The sequence below is a fragment of the Actinomyces lilanjuaniae genome, assembly GCF_003606385.1.
GTDB classification, from domain to species: Bacteria; Actinomycetota; Actinomycetes; order Actinomycetales; family Actinomycetaceae; genus Actinomyces; species Actinomyces lilanjuaniae.
This window is the reverse complement of record NZ_CP032514.1, coordinates 1,835,819-1,852,151: the sequence shown is the minus strand read 5'-3', so window position 1 is coordinate 1,852,151 and position 16,333 is coordinate 1,835,819. Positions and strand designations below refer to the sequence as shown.

Here is a 16,333-nt window from a genome sequence, read left to right as displayed (position 1 = left end):
AGACATTCGCACCTCCTAGCACGCGGCTGAGGTGCTCAGCCCTCACACCTTCTAGGGGCTGCCGAAGCGCCCGAAAATGCTGGGTGACACACCCCCGTTCGATCCGGGGCTCCTCGCGTTGATAGCAGCGCTTCCTTCTCATGACTCTCCCCTTTCCAGCACGAACCAGTCGAAGGGTGTGCCGTGTGCGGCGTACATCGCCTGTACGGGCTCAAAGCCTGCCTGTCGCGCCAGCCACTCAAACCGTCCTTCACCCAGTACCAGCACCACCTCACGGAAAAGAGACTCTGTGCCGTCCGGGTGATGAACCCTGGCTTCGGTCTCCATGAGGTCCCCGTCCCACGATGCCCGGAACTCGCACCACCCCTGGCCGTCTGGCATGGGGAAGCGCGATGGTCCGGCCTCGAAGAGGGCGCGGTAGGTGGACAGCGAGTAGTTCTCTGCGATCAGGGTTCCTCGGGGGGCCAGCACCTCTCTGACGTGCCGCAGGCAGTCCGCGTACTCCTCAAGGCTGTCCACGTAGGAGAGTGAGCCCATCGCAGAGACCGCCACCTCAAACTCCCCAGAATAGAAGGGGAGCGACAGCCTGACGTCAGCCAGCCGGGCCGATAGGCTCTCCGGCAGCCGCTTGGCCAGCAGGTGCTCCAGCATTGGCTCAGAGTTGTCGATACCGGTGTAGGAGGCCGCCACCTCAGCCAGCGGCAGCGCTACTCGCCCGGTCCCTATACCGATTTCCAGGGTCTTGCGTCCGCGAACGTAGGGAGCGCACCTGGACACAAGCTCTGTCGGGTCACTGGCCCGGCTGATGAACGGGTCATAGAGATCCGCCATGACCTGGTCATACTGGGGTGTGCCAATCATGAGGCCTCCACCGGCTCGTAGTCGAACACCATGTCGTACAGCGGATTCTCCGAGTGGTCGTACCCTGAGTACCGCACCAGGAGCACCTGGAAGTAGGGGTATCCTTCGCGTGGTGTGACCCTGGCGCGCACAAAGCTGGTGACCAGCCTCTTGGCCGACTCCACCGCCTCCTTCTCCGTAGGGACAGAGGCGGCCTGGTTGTTCAGGATGGTGGAGGCGGCGTCGAAGATGCTCTTCTCCATACGCCGGGCCGGGAACCAGAACGCGTGCCACCACCGTCTGGGCTCAGCCTCGTAGACCGCCATCCACGGCGTGTGGTCCGATCGGTCCTCGTTCGCGAGGCGGTACAGGAAGTGCTGGTCGTGGACCGCAGGGTTAGGGGCGAAGAAGCGCCAGTTGGGGATGAGCAGCCCCGTGCCGGTGCGGTCCACCTGACGTACCCGGTCAAAGCTGCGGTCAGGGTGCTGGGACAGGGCCGTGACCACCAGCCACACGGCGAACACCGCCGGTAGCAAGCGGCGCAGCAAGGCTTTCATGAGGTGACCTCCCGGGGCTCGGGGCGTTCCTGGACCAGTGAGGCAATCTGCTGAGCCAGACGCTGGGCGGCCTGTGGAGCGTTGATAATGCTCAGGTGGTCGCACTCCTCCAACTCCAGGCGTCTGCCACCCGCCGAGCCTGAGGCCACGTACTCGTCGTAGAGGCCGCCCTGCTCTGGGGAGCTCGCAACGGTCGCCTCCGCAGCGATCACATAGACCGGGGTGGCTACCTGCTCCAGGGGCGCCCCGCCGTCCAGCAGATGGGGGTAGAGGTAGCGCCACTCCCGGGCTGCGGCGTACCAGGTAGAGGCTGCCGATATTTCTGCGCGCAGGCGCCCCAGGAAGGGACTGCCAGCCGCCGAGCTCAGGACACCGCCCTTGTCCATCAGCAGGCCCGCGCCCAGCGCGACGGGAAGCGGGGCGGTGCGCAGGGTGAGGTCAGTGCCCTTGGCCCCCTCTCTCTGCGGCTGGCTCACCACCATCTCGCGAGGGTGCATAGGGTCGATGAGGATGACCCCGGCAATGTTGTCGAGCTGGCCAGCCAGCCGGTGAACCAGGTAGCCGCCCATCGAGTGCCCGGCCAGCCAGACCGGACCGGTCCCGAAGCACACCTCCTTCACCACGTCGGCTGCGTCGGCAACAGACTCCTGGAGGTGGTAGGGGGCCTCTGAGCGCCGCAGCGAGCGCCCGTAGCCTGCGCGGTCGTAGAGGACAGCTGTCACGCCAGACAGGTGCGAGGCCAGCAGCAGCCACGAGGTTGAGGTGTTCATGAGCCCGCTTGCGAACAACATTGTGACGCCACTGCCTCCGGCAGGCGCGCCCCGGTAGCAGGACAGCTCGTTGCCACTGCGGCACCAAACCACGTGGTGCTCGTAGCCAGAGTGACGCCTCAGCGAGCGGGCAGTCGCGTACGCCTGGTGCGCCAGACCGATCCCCAGTGCCGCTGTCGTCACAGCGGCCGTGTCACGCATCACGCTCATGCGGACACCTCCTCCCAGCGCACCAGGCTGCGCACTGCGGGGTAGGTAGACACGAACGCCCAGGAGAACCTCGACAGCCCCATGAACCGGGCATTGGCCGCGTGGAAGGCCGCCATGACAGCCAGGCCCCAGTCCATGCACCGGCCTCTGCCCACAGCCAGCAGCGGGAAGAGGGCCTCAAAGGCCACGACACCCCGGCACAGTGCCCGCGCCGAGCGCGGGAACCGCGTCAGCAGACGGTAGAAGCCCTCGTCACCATAGGTCTGGGTGCGCATGATGCTGACCAGGGCGTCCCCGCTCCTCCACAGGGCTCCCGGCAGCTTGGCGATACCCGCCGCGCTGTAGGACAGGATGGTCTGGGCCCCGATGAACTCGATCGCGGCGCGCCTGGTGCCAACCGTGCCGCCAGCCCGCCCGAGCCCTGCTGCGGCCGCGACCAGGAAGGAGACCTGGTCCGACCCGTCCGTCCCGTACAGGTGCCTGGGGTACAGCAGCAGCTGGGACCCTGCAAGGAGCAAGTCGGCCCCGGCACGCACCCCCTGGTGCCTCACAGGCGACAGCAGCACCAGCCCCGCGCCGACCTGCGCCACGTGCAGGCCCGAGGTCACCGCCTCAGTAGCAACAAGATCACGCATCCTGCGGGTCAGCCTCAGCTTTGAAGGCACCTGGTCCCTGGCGAGATTCCAGTCGTTGAGCCCGCCCGTCTCCCGGTCGGCCCGTCGGACAAGGTACTCGGCGCTGGACAGTATCTGGCACACGGCCGACACCCGCTCAGCAGTGCCCAGAGGCGCTCCCAACGCCCTCGACAGCACGCTGTCGACAACAGGGCGAGGTGCAGGCACACGCTCTCGCGGTCTCCTCAGAGTCTTCATTGAACCCCTCCGAAAGTCATGCAGAAACTTGGCGCAGCAGCCAGCGGCAGAGACTGCTGACCTGCTGAGTACCGTGTACCGTGCTCGGCGTTGAACCAGCGTTTTCTTCGATAAGAAATGTAGATGAGGCAGGGGTCGGCTGCTCCTACCTGAGGCCGGGGCCTGTCCTGCTGTGGGAGGTGGTCTGTGGCGCTCTTCCTCCTCCTGGCGGAGAGCCTGGAACCGTGCGTCCCCGGGATTGGAGAGGGCAGAGGGGTGTGGTGCGTCGCCGGGCTGGTCGAGGTCGGTGTGCTCCGACTGCCACAGGACCACGGGCGGCGGGCGTTATGATCATTCAGCGGGTCTGCGCGCAGGTCCGTGAAGCCGCTGTCCTGCCCGCTTGTCCTGCCTGGGGTCTTGCCTGCCCGGCTCGCCCAGGCTCCGGGTGGGACGGGCAGAAGCGCGGGCGCGAGCCGGGTCCCACGGCTGCGAGCTGACCTCCCTGACTGAAAGGAGCGTACCCATGAGCACTGAGCAGCAGAAGACGGTGATCGTGGTTGACCGCCACCTTCCGATGGGCCTGGCTGTCAACGCCGCCTCCATCGTCTCCGCGATGGTCGCCAGCGCCTGCCCTCAGATCATGGGGCCATCGGTGAGGACGGCAGACTCTGAGCTGCCGGGCGTCGTCCTGACGCCGCTGCCCGTTCTTGCCGGTGACAGCGGGCTGCTCGCCTCGCTGTGGGGCCGTGCCGAGGCGCAGGGCTCCGGCGTTGATGTCTTTCCCTTCACCCGCCTGGCGCAGGGGTGCAGGACTTATGAAGAGTATGTCTCCAGGCTCGGTTCTGCCCTCACACGTGACCTGGAGCTGGCGGCGCTGGGGCTGCGAGGACCCAGGAGGCAGGTCACCTCCCTGACGGGTGACCTGCCGCTGTACCCCGCGAAGGATGCGTGACATAGCGGCAGGTGCAGGAGGGGCTGTCTCAGGCAGGCGCGGCGGGCGAGTGGTTGTGCTGCTCCGTGGCGGCACTGTTGGCAGTAGGGGTTGCTGGAACGGTGCTCTGACGGGCACGCCGGTAGCGACCCATGATGACGGCGGCCAGAGCGCACACGGCTGCCACCGCCACCACGCGCCCTGCAGGGCTGGTGTACCAGGCGGCCAGGACCGCCATGCCGATCGTGGTGTAGACCCCCGCCCAGGCCAGTGCCCCTACTGCCGTGGCCAGGGCGTAGCGGTGCAGCGGCATACGGGTCACGCCCGCGGACAGCTGGATGGCGCTCTGGAGCCCCACCGTGAGGAAGGACAGGGGGACGGCGAGCACGCCCCACCGCGCAGACCAGGCCTGGGCGCGCACGTACACCGGGGACTCCAGCACCCTGGCCCAGCGGGAGCGCGCCGTGCCCGCCGTGACGCCCCGCCCGACCCAGTACACGGTGTGGGACCGCATCATGGCCAGGCACCAGAAGAACAGGAAAATCCCTGGGTAGGGCAGCTCGTGGATCCGGTCCATCACATAGGTCAGCCTAACTTAGGCGGGACAGGGCAACGTAATCGTCATAGGACAACACGGCACCGTGTTGTCCTATGACGATTTGGTGCCGTGAGCGGGGCGGGCCCGGTGCCGTGAGCGGGGCGGGCCCGGTGCCGTGAGCGGGGCGGGCCCGGTGCCGTGAGCGGGGCGGGGTACAGAACAGGTCCCGGAATCGACAGGTTGGTCCTGCGGGCTGGCCCTGCCGCAGGGAAACCGGCTTGACTGCCCCCAGGCCTCCCTGACGGTGACCGACGACGGCAGCACCGGGCAGCACTGCCAGCATGCCCGTCCCGCCAGCGGCAGGCGGCCCGCCCCACCCCGTGCTCCCACCGTGCGCAGGGAGAGGCACAGCAGCCACAGACACAGAGGTACAAAGAGGTACAGAGAGGTACTCTGCCATGCTGTCGATCAACTGGAACGACGTCTGGAACGTCGTGGCAAGCCTGCGACCACAGCTTATCGCCATCGGCGTCGTGCTCCTGCTCGCCGTGGTCGTCACGGTTGCCGTGAGACGCAGGGACAGTCCCTTGCGCAAGCTAGTGCGCTCCACCACGTGGGTTGCCGCCGCGCTCGCCGTGGCGGTGGCCGTCACCTCCATGATGTATGGCGGCCTGCGCACCATCCTGGACCTGTCCTCCGGGGCGGGTACGCTCAGCGAGGAGACCAGGGCCACCGTTGAGGAGTTGGGGAACACCATCTCCGATGAGGGCATGGTCCTGCTGAAGAACACCGACGGCGCCCTGCCGCTGGAGGAGGGCTCCGCGCTCAACGTGCTCGGCTGGGCCTCGACCAACCCGATCTACGGCGGGACCGGCTCGGGCTCGCTCAGCCCGGACAACCCCACGACCACGCTCCTGGACGGCCTGCACAACGCGGGCTTCACCACGAACGAGGAGCTGACCTCCCTGTACACCGACTACCGCGCCGAGCGCCCCGAGGTGGGCATGTTCGAGGCGGACTGGACCCTGCCGGAGCCCACCTCGCAGGCCTACACCTCAGACGTCGTCACCGGCCTTGAAGAGTTCTCCGACACCTCCGTGGTCACCATCGCCCGCTCCGGGGGCGAGGGCTTTGACCTGCCCCAGGACGTCAACGCCGAGGTTGCCGACAACCCCGCCTTCAGCTACACCGACAACGCCGAGGACACCCCCGACTTCGCCGACGGGCAGGGCTACCTGGAGCTGACCGCCCCCGAGCGCGACCTCATCGAGCTGGCTAAGACCAGCTCGCAGACCACCGTCGTGGTCATCAACTCGGCCAACGCCATGGAGCTGGGCGACCTGGAGGCCGACCCCGACATCGACGCCATCATCTGGGCTGTCCCCGGCGGCCAGGTGGGCTTCAACGCCCTGGGGCGCATCCTGGACGGAGAGGTCAACCCCTCCGCCCGGACCCCTGACACCTTCGTGACCGACATCAAGTCCTCACCCGCAGCCAACAACTTCGGGGACTTCACCTACACCAACATGGAGGGCTACGGTCAGACCTCCCCGTTCACCGACACCACGACCTACCCGGGGTTCGTCAGCTACGTGGAGGGGATCTACGTCGGCTACCGCTGGTACGAGACCGCTGCGGCCGAGGGGGTCATCGACTACGACAAGGAGGTCGTCTACCCCTTCGGCTACGGGCTGTCCTACACGACCTTCCGCCAGGAGATGGGGGAGGTGACCTACGCCGACGGGACCGTCTCCTTCGACGTCACGGTCACCAACACCGGTGACGTGGCGGGCAAGGACGTCGTGGAGGCCTACTACACCGCCCCCTACACCGACGGCGGCATCGAGAAGTCGGCTGTCGACCTGGCCGACTATGCCAAGACCGGCCTGCTGGAGCCCGGCGCCTCCGAGACGGTGTCCATCAGCTTTGACGACGACGACATGGCCTCCTACGACTCCCAGGACGCCAAGGCCTACGTACTGGAGGCCGGCGACTACACCGTGTCCATCCGCAGCGACTCCCACACGGTCATCGACTCCGCCGAGGTGACGGTCCCCAGCACCATCACCTACACCGGCGAGACCACTCACGACGGGGACGTCGTGGCGGCCACCAACCAGTTCGACGACGCCGCAGGTGACGTCACCTACCTGTCTCGCGCCGACTCCTTCGCCAACTACGAGGAGGCCACCGCCGCCCCCTCCTCGCTGGAGATGTCACAGGCCCACCAGGAGTCCTTCGTCGCCAACGACACCTACGACGCCTCCCAGGAGGACGACGCCGACGCCGAGATGCCGACCACAGGGGCGGACAACGGGCTCGTCCTGGGTGACATGCACGGCCTGGACTACGACGACCCGCAGTGGGAGCAGCTGCTCGACCAGCTGAGCGTGGCGGAGATGAACGACCTCATCGCCCACGGCGGCTACGGGTCGGTGGCTGTCGACTCGGTAGGTAAGGTCCGCGTCTCCGACGTGGACGGTCCCGCCTCCCTCAACAACAACTTCACCGGAGTGGGCTCCATTGGCCTGGCAGCCGCCGTGTCCGTGGCGGCGACCTGGAACAAGGAGATCGCCCACGACTTCGGCACCGCTATCGGCACCATGGCTCACGACATGGACGTGGCAGGCTGGTACGCCCCGGCCACCAACACCCACCGCTACGCCTACGCCGGGCGCAACTTCGAGTACTTCTCCGAGGACCCGGTCCTGGCAGGCAACCAGGTGGCCCAGGAGATCCAGGGAGCCAAGGAACTGGGCGTCTACGCCTTCATCAAGCACTTCGCCTTCAACGACCAGGAGACTAACCGCACCAACATGCTCGTCACCTGGTCCCAGGAGCAGGCGCTGCGTGAGATCTACCTGCGCTCCTTCGAGATCGGCGTCAAGGAGGGCGGGGCCGGGGCGGTCATGACCGCGTTCAACTACATCGGGACCACCTACGCGGGCGCCTCGCCCGCCCTTCAGCAGGCTGTCCTGCGCGATGAGTGGGGCTTCCGGGGCATGACGCTCACCGACTACTTCGCGGGCTACGGCTACCAGAACGCCGACCAGCTGGTGCGCAATGGCGGCGACATGATGCTGGCCACCACAGACATCGGGGTGAACTTCGTCCAGGACACCTCGGCCGCAGGCGTCCAGGCGATGCGCACCGCCTCGCACAACATCCTCTACACCGTGGCCAGCTCGTGGGTCTACGAGGACGGCCAGCCCGAGGCGCAGCGTGCTCCCTGGGAGTACACGACCTGGGCCGTGCTCGGGGTGCTGGGTGTGGTTCTCCTGAGCCTGGAGGCCCTGGCCGTGAGGCGCTTCCTGGCCCGCAGGAGGCAGGCGGCGGCCCAGGCGGCCGACGGTGCTCCCGCGCAGCCCTCAGAGTCCTCGGGGTTGCCGGGCTCCCCTGAGTAGGGGCGGCTGCCGCCAGGCAGCAGGAGGTGGGCGGGTGTGTCCGTGCCCGCCCACCTGCCCGGCCCGCGGCGTCCCGGCCGCTGGCGCTGCCCCGTCCTGCTCCCACCCTTCTTCTGTCACTGGAACTTCTGCCACTGGAAAGACCTGAGAAAGGACGCCTTGTGACCCCCGACCCCCGCGACCTCACCCTGCTGGAGGCCGCCGCCCTGCTCTCGGGCGCCTCCGAGTGGGACTCCCGGGCACTGCCCTCCAGGGGCGTGCGCTCCTTCGTGCTGTCCGACGGCCCCCACGGGGTGCGCCGCCAGCTCGGCAGCGGCGACCACCTGGGAATCGCCGCCTCCGAGCCCGCCACCTGCTTCCCTACTGCCGCCACCGTGGCCAACAGCTGGGACCCCGACCTGGCCGAGGAGATGGGGGCGGCCCTGGGCCAGGAGGCACGTGCGCTGGGAGTCGATGTCCTCTTAGGCCCGGGGCTCAACATCAAGCGCTCACCCCTGTGCGGGCGCAACTTTGAGTACTACTCCGAGGACCCGCTGCTGTCGGGCCGCATGGCTGCTGGGCTGGTGCGCGGCATCCAGTCCCAGGGGGTGGCCGCCACCCCCAAGCACTTTGCCGTCAACAGCCAGGAGCTGCGCCGCATGGCCTCGGACTCCGTGGTTGACGAGCGCACCATGCGCGAGCTCTACCTCACCGCTTTCGAGATCGTCGTGCGTGAGGCGGCGCCGCGCGCCCTCATGAGTGCCTACAACAAGGTCAACGGCGTCTACGCCAACGAGAGCCACCACCTGCTCACCGAGATCCTGCGGCAGGAGTGGGGGTTTGACGGCATGGTTGTCTCCGACTGGGGAGGCTCCAACTCTGCACCCGCTGCGGCGGCTGCCGGCAGTTCCCTGGAGATGCCCGCACCCGGACTGCACTCGGCGCGTGAGGTCGTCGCCGCGGTGGAGTCTGGGCAGCTCTCCCGCGAGCAGGTCGATGCCCGCGCCGCCGAGGTCCTGGCCGTGGCGCAGACGGCACCCTCCCACGGGGACCGCCCGGTCCTGGAGGACCGGGCGCACCACGACTTGGCTCGGCGTGTGGCCGAGGAGTCCATCGTGCTGCTGCGCAACGAGGACGCCATGCTCCCCCTGAAGCCGGGGACCCGGGTGGCCCTTATCGGTGACATGGCCCGCACGCCGCGCTACCAGGGCGCTGGCTCCTCCCAGATCAGCCCCACGCGCCTGGAGACTCTTCTGGAGGCTGTCGGGGAGACCGAGCTGGAGCTCGTCGGCTACGCCCAGGGCTACCACCGTGACGGCAGGCTGGACCCGGACCTGTGCCGTGAGGCAGTCTCCCTGGCCGCTAGCGCCGAGGTTGCCGTGGTGTGCCTCGGCCTGGACGAGCTCTGCGAGTCCGAGGGCCTGGACCGCAGCCACATGCGCCTGCCCGAGGCCCAGACCCGCATGCTGGCCGAGGTCGCCCGGGCCAACCCGCGCACCGTCGTCGTCGTGTCGGCCGGGTCTGCGGTGGAGACGCAGTGGGAGGTCCACGCCCGCGCTGTCGTCCACACCTACCTGTCGGGCCAGGCTGGGGCGTCGGCGACGCTGCGGGTGCTCACCGGGGCGGTCAACCCCTCTGGCCGTCTGGCCGAGACGTACCCGGTGCGCTACGAGGACCATCCCGTCGCAGCCTGGTTCCCCGCCACCGGGGAGCACGCGGTGTACCGGGAGGGACCCTACGTCGGCTACCGCTACTTCACCACCACCGGCACCCCGGTGGCCCACCCCTTCGGCTTCGGCCTGTCCTACTCCACCTGTGACTACTCCGACCTTGAGGTCGACGAGCAGGGGGCACGGTTCACCCTGACCAACACCTCCCAGGTTGACGGCGCGGAGGTGGCCCAGCTCTACGTGCGCCCGCCCGGCGGCCTGTGGGGGCCGAGCATCCAGCTCAAGGGCTTCGCCAAGGTCCGGCTGCGGGCCGGGCAGTCGCGCAGGGTGTACGTTCCTTTCGACCGTTACACCTTCCGCCACTACGACGTGGGGGAGCAGGCCTGGTGCGTGGAGGCAGGGACCTGGACCGTGCGGGTAGGCCGCAACGTCGAGGACCTTCCCCTCCAGGCGCAGGTGGAGGTGGAGGGGACCCACCCGCAGCCAGCCACGCAGGAGCTGGGTGCCTACCTCACCGGCGAGGTTACCCAGGCCACGGACGCCCAGCTGCGTGCCCTCCTGGGACGGCCCTTGCCTGTGGCCCGAGCAGGCGGGGAGCTGGGAGTCAACGACCCGCTGTCCTCAATGGCCCAGGCCCGCAGCCTCCTGGCGCGTTCCGTCGTGAGGGTCCTTAACCGCAGGAGGGCCAGGGTGGAGGCCGCAGGCAGGCCCGACCTCAACATTCTCTTCCTCCTCAACATGCCGTTGAGGGCCATGGCCAAGATGACCTCGGGCAGGGTCGACCAGGCGATGGTGGAGGGCGTCGTCGACATTGTCAACGGACACCTCCTACGGGGGGTACGGCGCACCACCATGGGGTACCTGCGCAACTGGCGCGCGGACCGGGCCACCCGGCGTGAGCTGTCGGGGCGCTAAGCTGTCCCGACGCTGAGCTGTCCTTGCCGCCCGGGCACCACCAGGCGGTAGTAGGCAGCAGGCAGACCACCACACCGACAACCTAAGGAGAGCCCGTGCCCGGTATCAGGCAGGCGTGGTCCCGCTTCGAGGAGAGGCACGAGACCCTTGCCCAGTTCATCGTCTTCTTCGTCGTGTCCAACGGCATCACCGTGCTCCAGCTGGTCCTCATGCCGGTGTTCCGCTGGGTGTTCCGCTTCACCTCCCTGGAGGGTACCCCCTTCCACTTCCTGCCCGTGGGCTCCTCGGGGGGGCAGACGGTCTACCTGTTCGACTACGCTGCCGGCGCCATCCAGGCCGATGGCTCCGGCGGGGGGCTGGCCTACTTCCTGGCGGTGGAGATCACCCTGCTTATTGCCCAGGTCATCAACTTCTTCGCCCAGCGCAGCATCACCTTCAGGTCCAACTCCTCGGTGTGGAAGGCGGCACTGTGGTACACGATCGCCTACATCATCATCACGGTCTTCGCCGCAGCCGCCCAGGTGGTCTACAAGGGCCCGATCTACTCCTGGTGCCAGAGCGTGCTGGGTGCCAGTAGCGGTGAGGCGGTAGCCGATGTCATCACGATGGTCATCAACGCCGCGATCTCCTTCTGGGTGTTCTTCCCCATCTTCAAGGTCATTTTCCGGCGCGAGCCCGAGCCGGACGGAGGCGACCTAGGCACTGGTCAGGCGACTGGCGAGGAGGCTGACAAGGAGACCGGGAAGGGGGTCGGCCAGGGCAGTGCTCACCACACCGGCCAGGCGGCCGGGCAGGACAGCGTGCAGGAGATGGCCAAGCCGTGAGGATGCGCTTGGCGATCCCTGAGAGGATCCGGGAAGACACGGTCTGCGCGCGCCTGTAGACTCCCAGAGGTCCTAGGGGCTCGGCACCGGCCGGCAGGACGTCACACGGGTTCTGACGGCCCCGCAAGACACCCCACAGGACGCTGAGAGACGAACCGACTGAGGACACGTACATGGCACCCCTTCCCCCGTCGGCACCGTTACTGACCCTGGTTGTCCCTGCCTACAACGCCCAGGACTACGTGACGCGGTGCCTGAATACCCTGGTGGGGCACGCGGAGGTGGAGGTCGTCGTCGTCGATGACGGCTCTACTGACTCCACACCGGCGCTGCTTGACGACTACGCCAGGCGGGAGCCGCGCCTGGTCGTGGTCCACCAGCAGAACAAGGGGCACGGGGGAGCGGTCAACACCGGCCTGGCCCGCGCCCGCGGGACCTGGGTCAAGGTGGTGGACTCCGACGACGCCCTGGACCGGGCCAGCCTGCTGCGCCTGCTGTCCCACCTGCGGCGGTGGCGGCAGGCAGGCCAGAAGCCGGACCTGGTCGTCACCAACTTCACCTACGTGCGTGAGGGCAGCCGCCTGCGGCGGCACTCGGTGCGCTATCGGGGGATCCTTCCTCAGGGGCGTGTGGGCACCTGGAGCGACGTGGGGCGCTTCCGCCCCGACCAGTACCTTATGATGCACTCCCTGACCTACCGCACCCAGGTGCTGCGCGACTCCGGAACGCGCCTGCCGGAGCACTGCTTCTACGTGGACACCCTGTACTCTTTTCAGCCCCTGGCCAGCGTGCGCTCCCTGACCTACCTGGACCTCGACCTCTACCTGTACACGGTGGGGCGCCAGGGGCAGTCGGTGGCGGACGAGGTCATCATCCGCCGCCTGGACCAGCACGACCGGGTCAACGCCCTCATGCTGGAGTCGATGCCTCGCGCCCACGAGGTTCCGCCAGAGCTGATGCGCTACCTGGTCCACATCTACACCATGAGCTGTGTCGTCATCACCACCATGGCGCTGCGCTCGGGGACGCCGGAGAACCTGGCGATCCGGGAGGGGCTGTGGCAGCGCTTGGACGCCCGGCGCCCCGACATCAGCGTCCGCGTGCGGCGCAGCCTCATGGGACGCCTCATGAACCTGCCCGGCCGTGCCGGGAGCCGGGTTCCCGTCGCCGGCTACCAGGTGGCCAGAAGGATCCTGGCCCTCAACTAGGCTGCTCGGGCGGTGCCGGTGCTGTGGGCTGTCACGGTTACCCCACTTGCCTCACTACTTGCCTCACTGCCAGAACGGTTCGGCTGCCACGCTATGTCAGTGGCAGTCAGCGGCGGCGGGCGGAGCTCGGTACGGGCAGGAGCACGCGCAGCACAAAGGTGTCCTCCTGCGTCACGCCCACCGTCACCTCGCCGCCGTAGCCGGCTGCGGCGTGGCGGATGGACGTGACCCCGAAGCCGTGGGCTGTCGCGTCCTCCTTGGAGGTGACCAGTTCTGAGCCGTCTGCGGAGAAGACCGGCGGGGTGGCGAAGGTGTTCTCCACCTCCAGCAGGACCAGGCCGTGGTGAGCGCGCAGGTCAAGGCGGACCAGACGCCGGTCGGCGTCACCCACCTGGGCACAGGCCTCCACAGCGTTGTCCAGCGCGTTGCCCACGATCGTGGCCAGGTCTACGGTGGAGATGAACCCCACAGCGGCCCCGTCAGCCATGGCTGTCAGGGTGATGCCGTGCTCCACGCAGGCCTGGCCCTTGTCCGTGAGAATGACGTCAAGCACCGGGTTGCCGGTGCGGTAGTGGGCACCGTAGGGGCGCACCGAGTCCTCCAGCTCGTCGAGCTGGTCGCGACGCAGCCCGGGGTCTGTCTCGGCCCGGATGGCGGTGACCAGGTTGCGCAGGTCGTGATAGCGGCGGTTGACGACGTCGGTCACGCGCTTGGAGGCCAGGTACTGGTCGTGCTGGCTGTGCAGCAGGGCGCGCACGGCTACCACCTCGCGGGCTGCCTGCGCCTCCCGGTCCTGCTCCAGCTGGGCGTAGAGGACGACGAAGCCGCACAGGTCCACCAGGGTGCGGACGTAGAAGATCTCGGCTCCCAGGCGGGCGGAGAAGGGGGTGGAGGTCGTCATGAAGCTGAGGTTGCTCATGGCAAAGGTGATGGCCGCGATCGCCGCGGACAGCACGAGGAAGCGGGAGGTGGGTACCACCCTGCCGTGGCCGCGACCTCGCTCCAGGGGGTAGACGAGGGCCAGCAGGAGAGTGTCGAGGACCAGCAGCAAGGTCAGGGCTGCCGGGTCTGCCTGCGGGATCTCCGGGAGGAGCCGCTGCGGGAGGAACGACTCTGAGAGGAACAGCGACAGCTGCCACTGGAGGGAGGCCACCAGCTCGGCCAGGACAAAGGCGCGCACCACCAGGTAGGCGCAGCGTCGTACGGGGCCGCCCAGGGCTAGGTGGAGCACCAGCCACATGAGGGCGACAGCACCGACCATGCCCGGCAGCCACAGGGTGGTCGGCAGCGAGCCCGCTCCGAGGTGATAGGCGCACAGGGTGGGCAGGGCCGCTACTATGACGGCTACCACGACGACGGCGCGCGCAGGTCGATCCTGCTGTCCTCGGGCGACCAGGACGTAGAGGAGACAGGCGCCCCACTCCGCCAGGGCGGTCCACAGGCGGGGAATGTCAGGCAGGGCCTCCTGGATGGGCAGGTTGACCGGGGTCACGTCGAGGCCCTGGACGTCCTGGCAGCCTCGCCGGGAGGCCTCCCGGATACGGGCAGGCCGCCGACGTGGTCGGCCAGGGCTGACATGAGGCCCCGCCTGCGGGGCCGGGACACGCGCAGCACCTCGCCGGTGCTCATGAGGCAGTCCTGGTCATGTACGCCGACCACGTGGTCCAGGTTGACCAGGTAGCAGGAGTTGGAACGGTAGAAGCTGTGGCCGCGCAGAACCTCCTCCATCGCCTTGAGGCTGGACGCCACGGTGACCTCCTGGTCCAGGAGGTGGATCCTCACCCGGTGGCGCACTGACTCCAGGTAGACGATGTCACGGGCGGACACCCGCCTCACCCCGCTGCCCTCCGGCAGGAGCACGGGGCCCACGCCCTGGCGACCCAGAGCCGCCAGGGCGCGCCCCATCTCCTGGGCCAGCGCGGTGTAGGTCAGGGGCTTGAGCAGGTAGCCCAGCGCACCCACCTCGTAGCCTGCGACCGCGTACTGATGGGCGGAGGTGACAAAGATGATGACGACCGCCGGGTCGGTGGCGCGCACCGTGCGGGCAGCGCTCATCCCGTCCACGTCCCCGCTCTGCGCGCCCTCCATCCGGATGTCCAGCAGGAGGATGTCGTAGACGGGGCGGTAGCTCTCAAGGAGCGCCGAGGCACTGGGATAGGTGGTTACCTCCAGATGGACCTGCCTCTGGGCCGCGTAGCGCTCCAGGTAACCGGTCAGGGTGCGCAGGTGGAGAGGGTCGTCCTCGACGACGCCCACGTGGACCATGGGTCATCACTTCCTCAGGATGGCGACGGACGGCTCTGGCCGGTCCGGCTCTGCCGCGGCCTCCGGCTGGCCCGAGGCTGTACGGCACCGGGACGGGCTGCGTGGGGGCAGGGTGAGAAGCTAGTCTAACGCCCTGTTATCCGGTGCTGCGCCACTGTCGGACCGGAGTCGGTCGGCTGAAGGGAGACTGGTGTGCGGGCGGATCTTGTCGTAGTGGGCTCAGGCCTGTTCGGAGCCACGGTGGCCCAGCGCGCGGCGGAGGAGCTGGGGATCGACGTCGTCGTGCTGGAGGCACGTGACCACCCCGGCGGCAACGTCTGGTCCCAGGCGGACCCGGCCACCGGTATTGAGGTCCACACTTACGGCTCCCACATCTTCCACACCTCTGATGAGCGGGTGTGGGCCTATGTCAACCGGTTCACCGCCTTCAACGGCTACCAGCACCGGGTGTGGGCCCAGCACCGCGGCGAGGTGTACCCGATGCCGATCAACCTGGGCACCATCAACCAGTTCTTCCGCACCGCCATGGGGCCGGACCAGGCCCGCTCGCTCCTGCGCGAGCAGGCCGCCGAGGCTGCCCGTGCCGGTGAGGAGCCCACCAGCCTGGAGGACAAGGCCGTCAGCCTCATCGGGCGGCCCCTCTACGAGGCCTTTATCCGCGACTACACGGCCAAGCAGTGGCAGACCGACCCTGCCGAGCTGCCCGCCTCCATCATCACCCGCCTGCCCGTGCGCCTGACCTATGACAGCCGCTACTTCTCCGACCGCTACGAGGGCATCCCCCTGGGGGGCTACGCGGCGTGGGTGGAGGCGATGCTGGACTCCCCGCGTATCGAGGTGCGGCTGGGGGAGGACTTCCTGGCGGGTCTGGGGCCGCTCACCCGTGAGGCCTGCGTGGGGCGGGTGCCGGTGGTCTACACCGGTGCCCTGGACCGATACTTCGACAGCTGCTTCGGCGAGCTGTCATGGCGGACCCTCGACATGGAGACCGAGGTGGTGCCCACGGGGGACTTCCAGGGCACTGCTGTCATCAACCAGGTGGACGCCAGCGTGCCTTGGACCCGCGTCCACGAGTTCCGCCACTACCACCCCGAGCGCAGCTACCCCGACGACGCCACGGTTATCACCCGGGAGTACTCTCGCGACGCCGGGGCCGGGGACGAGCCCTACTATCCGGTGGGCACGTCCCGTGACCGGCAGCGCCTGGTCCGCTACCAGGAGCTGGCCGCCCGGGAGCAGGAGCGTAGCCGCGTGGTGCTAGGCGGCAGGCTGGGTTCCTACCGCTACCTGGACATGGACAAGACAGTGGCGGCGGCCCTGGACTGCTTCGAGCAGGTGGTACGGCCCTGGTTGCGCTCCTGAGGTGTCCCT

At 68.2% G+C, this 16,333-nt stretch carries 13 protein-coding genes; 6 read left to right on the top strand and 7 right to left on the bottom strand.

Annotated elements, in window-relative coordinates; all coding sequences use genetic code 11:
- Positions 1-138 precede the first annotated feature (138 nt).
- Genes D5R93_RS07915 through D5R93_RS07900 form a run of 4 tightly spaced genes read right to left on the bottom strand, consistent with a single transcriptional unit; the run spans position 139 to position 3,219 of the window.
- On the bottom strand, positions 139-861 hold the full coding sequence (locus D5R93_RS07915) for a class I SAM-dependent DNA methyltransferase (protein ID WP_120204652.1): 723 nt from the start codon (positions 859-861) through the stop codon (positions 139-141).
- Positions 858-1,397 carry a hypothetical protein gene (locus tag D5R93_RS07910; RefSeq protein WP_147392849.1) on the bottom strand — a complete coding sequence of 180 codons (540 nt, stop codon included), beginning with the start codon at positions 1,395-1,397 and terminating at the stop codon, positions 858-860. The genes D5R93_RS07915 and D5R93_RS07910 overlap by 4 nt, the downstream gene beginning before the upstream one ends.
- Positions 1,394-2,377 (bottom strand): alpha/beta hydrolase, encoded by a 984-nt coding sequence (locus tag D5R93_RS07905; RefSeq protein ID WP_120204651.1) that lies wholly within the window; start codon positions 2,375-2,377, stop codon positions 1,394-1,396. Before D5R93_RS07905 ends, D5R93_RS07910 begins: the two co-directional genes overlap by 4 nt.
- Positions 2,374-3,219, bottom strand: a complete 846-nt coding sequence (locus tag D5R93_RS07900) for a hypothetical protein (protein ID WP_120204649.1) — start codon at positions 3,217-3,219, stop codon at positions 2,374-2,376. The genes D5R93_RS07905 and D5R93_RS07900 overlap by 4 nt, the downstream gene beginning before the upstream one ends.
- A gap of 532 nt (positions 3,220-3,751) precedes the next feature.
- Here D5R93_RS07900 and D5R93_RS07895 point away from each other — a divergent pair.
- Positions 3,752-4,180 carry a DUF2000 domain-containing protein gene (locus tag D5R93_RS07895; RefSeq protein ID WP_120204647.1) on the top strand — a complete coding sequence of 143 codons (429 nt, stop codon included), beginning with the start codon at positions 3,752-3,754 and terminating at the stop codon, positions 4,178-4,180.
- Between the two features lie 28 nt (positions 4,181-4,208).
- Here D5R93_RS07895 and D5R93_RS07890 read toward each other — a convergent pair whose 3' ends face one another.
- Entirely contained in the window at positions 4,209-4,739 is a 531-nt protein-coding gene (locus D5R93_RS07890) for a DedA family protein (protein WP_120204645.1), read from the bottom strand.
- A 416-nt stretch (positions 4,740-5,155) separates the two neighbouring features.
- Between D5R93_RS07890 and D5R93_RS07885 the strand changes: the two genes are divergently transcribed.
- The 4 genes from D5R93_RS07885 (at position 5,156) to D5R93_RS07870 (ending at position 12,697) form a co-directional block, all read left to right on the top strand.
- Positions 5,156-8,101 carry a glycoside hydrolase family 3 protein gene (locus D5R93_RS07885; protein WP_120204644.1) on the top strand — a complete coding sequence of 982 codons (2,946 nt, stop codon included), beginning with the start codon at positions 5,156-5,158 and terminating at the stop codon, positions 8,099-8,101.
- A 161-nt stretch (positions 8,102-8,262) separates the two neighbouring features.
- Complete coding sequence (locus D5R93_RS07880) at positions 8,263-10,665, top strand: glycoside hydrolase family 3 C-terminal domain-containing protein (protein ID WP_120204642.1); 2,403 nt, start codon at positions 8,263-8,265, stop codon at positions 10,663-10,665.
- Between the two features lie 95 nt (positions 10,666-10,760).
- Positions 10,761-11,489, top strand: a complete 729-nt coding sequence (locus D5R93_RS07875) for a GtrA domain-containing protein (protein ID WP_243106665.1) — start codon at positions 10,761-10,763, stop codon at positions 11,487-11,489.
- A 173-nt stretch (positions 11,490-11,662) separates the two neighbouring features.
- The gene (locus D5R93_RS07870) at positions 11,663-12,697 is read left to right on the top strand and encodes a glycosyltransferase family 2 protein (protein WP_120204640.1); all 1,035 of its coding nucleotides are present in this window, start codon (positions 11,663-11,665) and stop codon (positions 12,695-12,697) included.
- A gap of 106 nt (positions 12,698-12,803) precedes the next feature.
- Here D5R93_RS07870 and D5R93_RS07865 read toward each other — a convergent pair whose 3' ends face one another.
- Positions 12,804-14,189 (bottom strand): ATP-binding protein, encoded by a 1,386-nt coding sequence (locus D5R93_RS07865; protein ID WP_120204638.1) that lies wholly within the window; start codon positions 14,187-14,189, stop codon positions 12,804-12,806.
- Positions 14,186-14,962 (bottom strand): LytR/AlgR family response regulator transcription factor, encoded by a 777-nt coding sequence (locus D5R93_RS07860; RefSeq protein WP_119835988.1) that lies wholly within the window; start codon positions 14,960-14,962, stop codon positions 14,186-14,188. The genes D5R93_RS07865 and D5R93_RS07860 overlap by 4 nt, the downstream gene beginning before the upstream one ends.
- Positions 14,963-15,154: 192 nt before the next feature.
- Between D5R93_RS07860 and glf the strand changes: the two genes are divergently transcribed.
- Positions 15,155-16,324, top strand: a complete 1,170-nt coding sequence (gene glf, locus D5R93_RS07855) for a UDP-galactopyranose mutase (RefSeq protein WP_119835987.1) — start codon at positions 15,155-15,157, stop codon at positions 16,322-16,324.
- Positions 16,325-16,333 lie beyond the last annotated feature (9 nt).

Excerpts from the sequence above, each read along its gene's own strand:
- D5R93_RS07915 (WP_120204652.1), bottom strand. The coding sequence starts at position 861 with ATGATTGGCACACCCCAGTATGACCAGGTCATGGCGGATCTCTATGAC.
- D5R93_RS07910 (WP_147392849.1), bottom strand. The coding sequence starts at position 1,397 with ATGAAAGCCTTGCTGCGCCGCTTGCTACCGGCGGTGTTCGCCGTGTGG.
- D5R93_RS07905 (WP_120204651.1), bottom strand. The coding sequence starts at position 2,377 with ATGAGCGTGATGCGTGACACGGCCGCTGTGACGACAGCGGCACTGGGG.
- D5R93_RS07895 (WP_120204647.1), top strand. The coding sequence starts at position 3,752 with ATGAGCACTGAGCAGCAGAAGACGGTGATCGTGGTTGACCGCCACCTT.
- D5R93_RS07885 (WP_120204644.1), top strand. The coding sequence starts at position 5,156 with ATGCTGTCGATCAACTGGAACGACGTCTGGAACGTCGTGGCAAGCCTG.
- D5R93_RS07870 (WP_120204640.1), top strand. The coding sequence starts at position 11,663 with ATGGCACCCCTTCCCCCGTCGGCACCGTTACTGACCCTGGTTGTCCCT.
- D5R93_RS07860 (WP_119835988.1), bottom strand. The coding sequence starts at position 14,962 with ATGGTCCACGTGGGCGTCGTCGAGGACGACCCTCTCCACCTGCGCACC.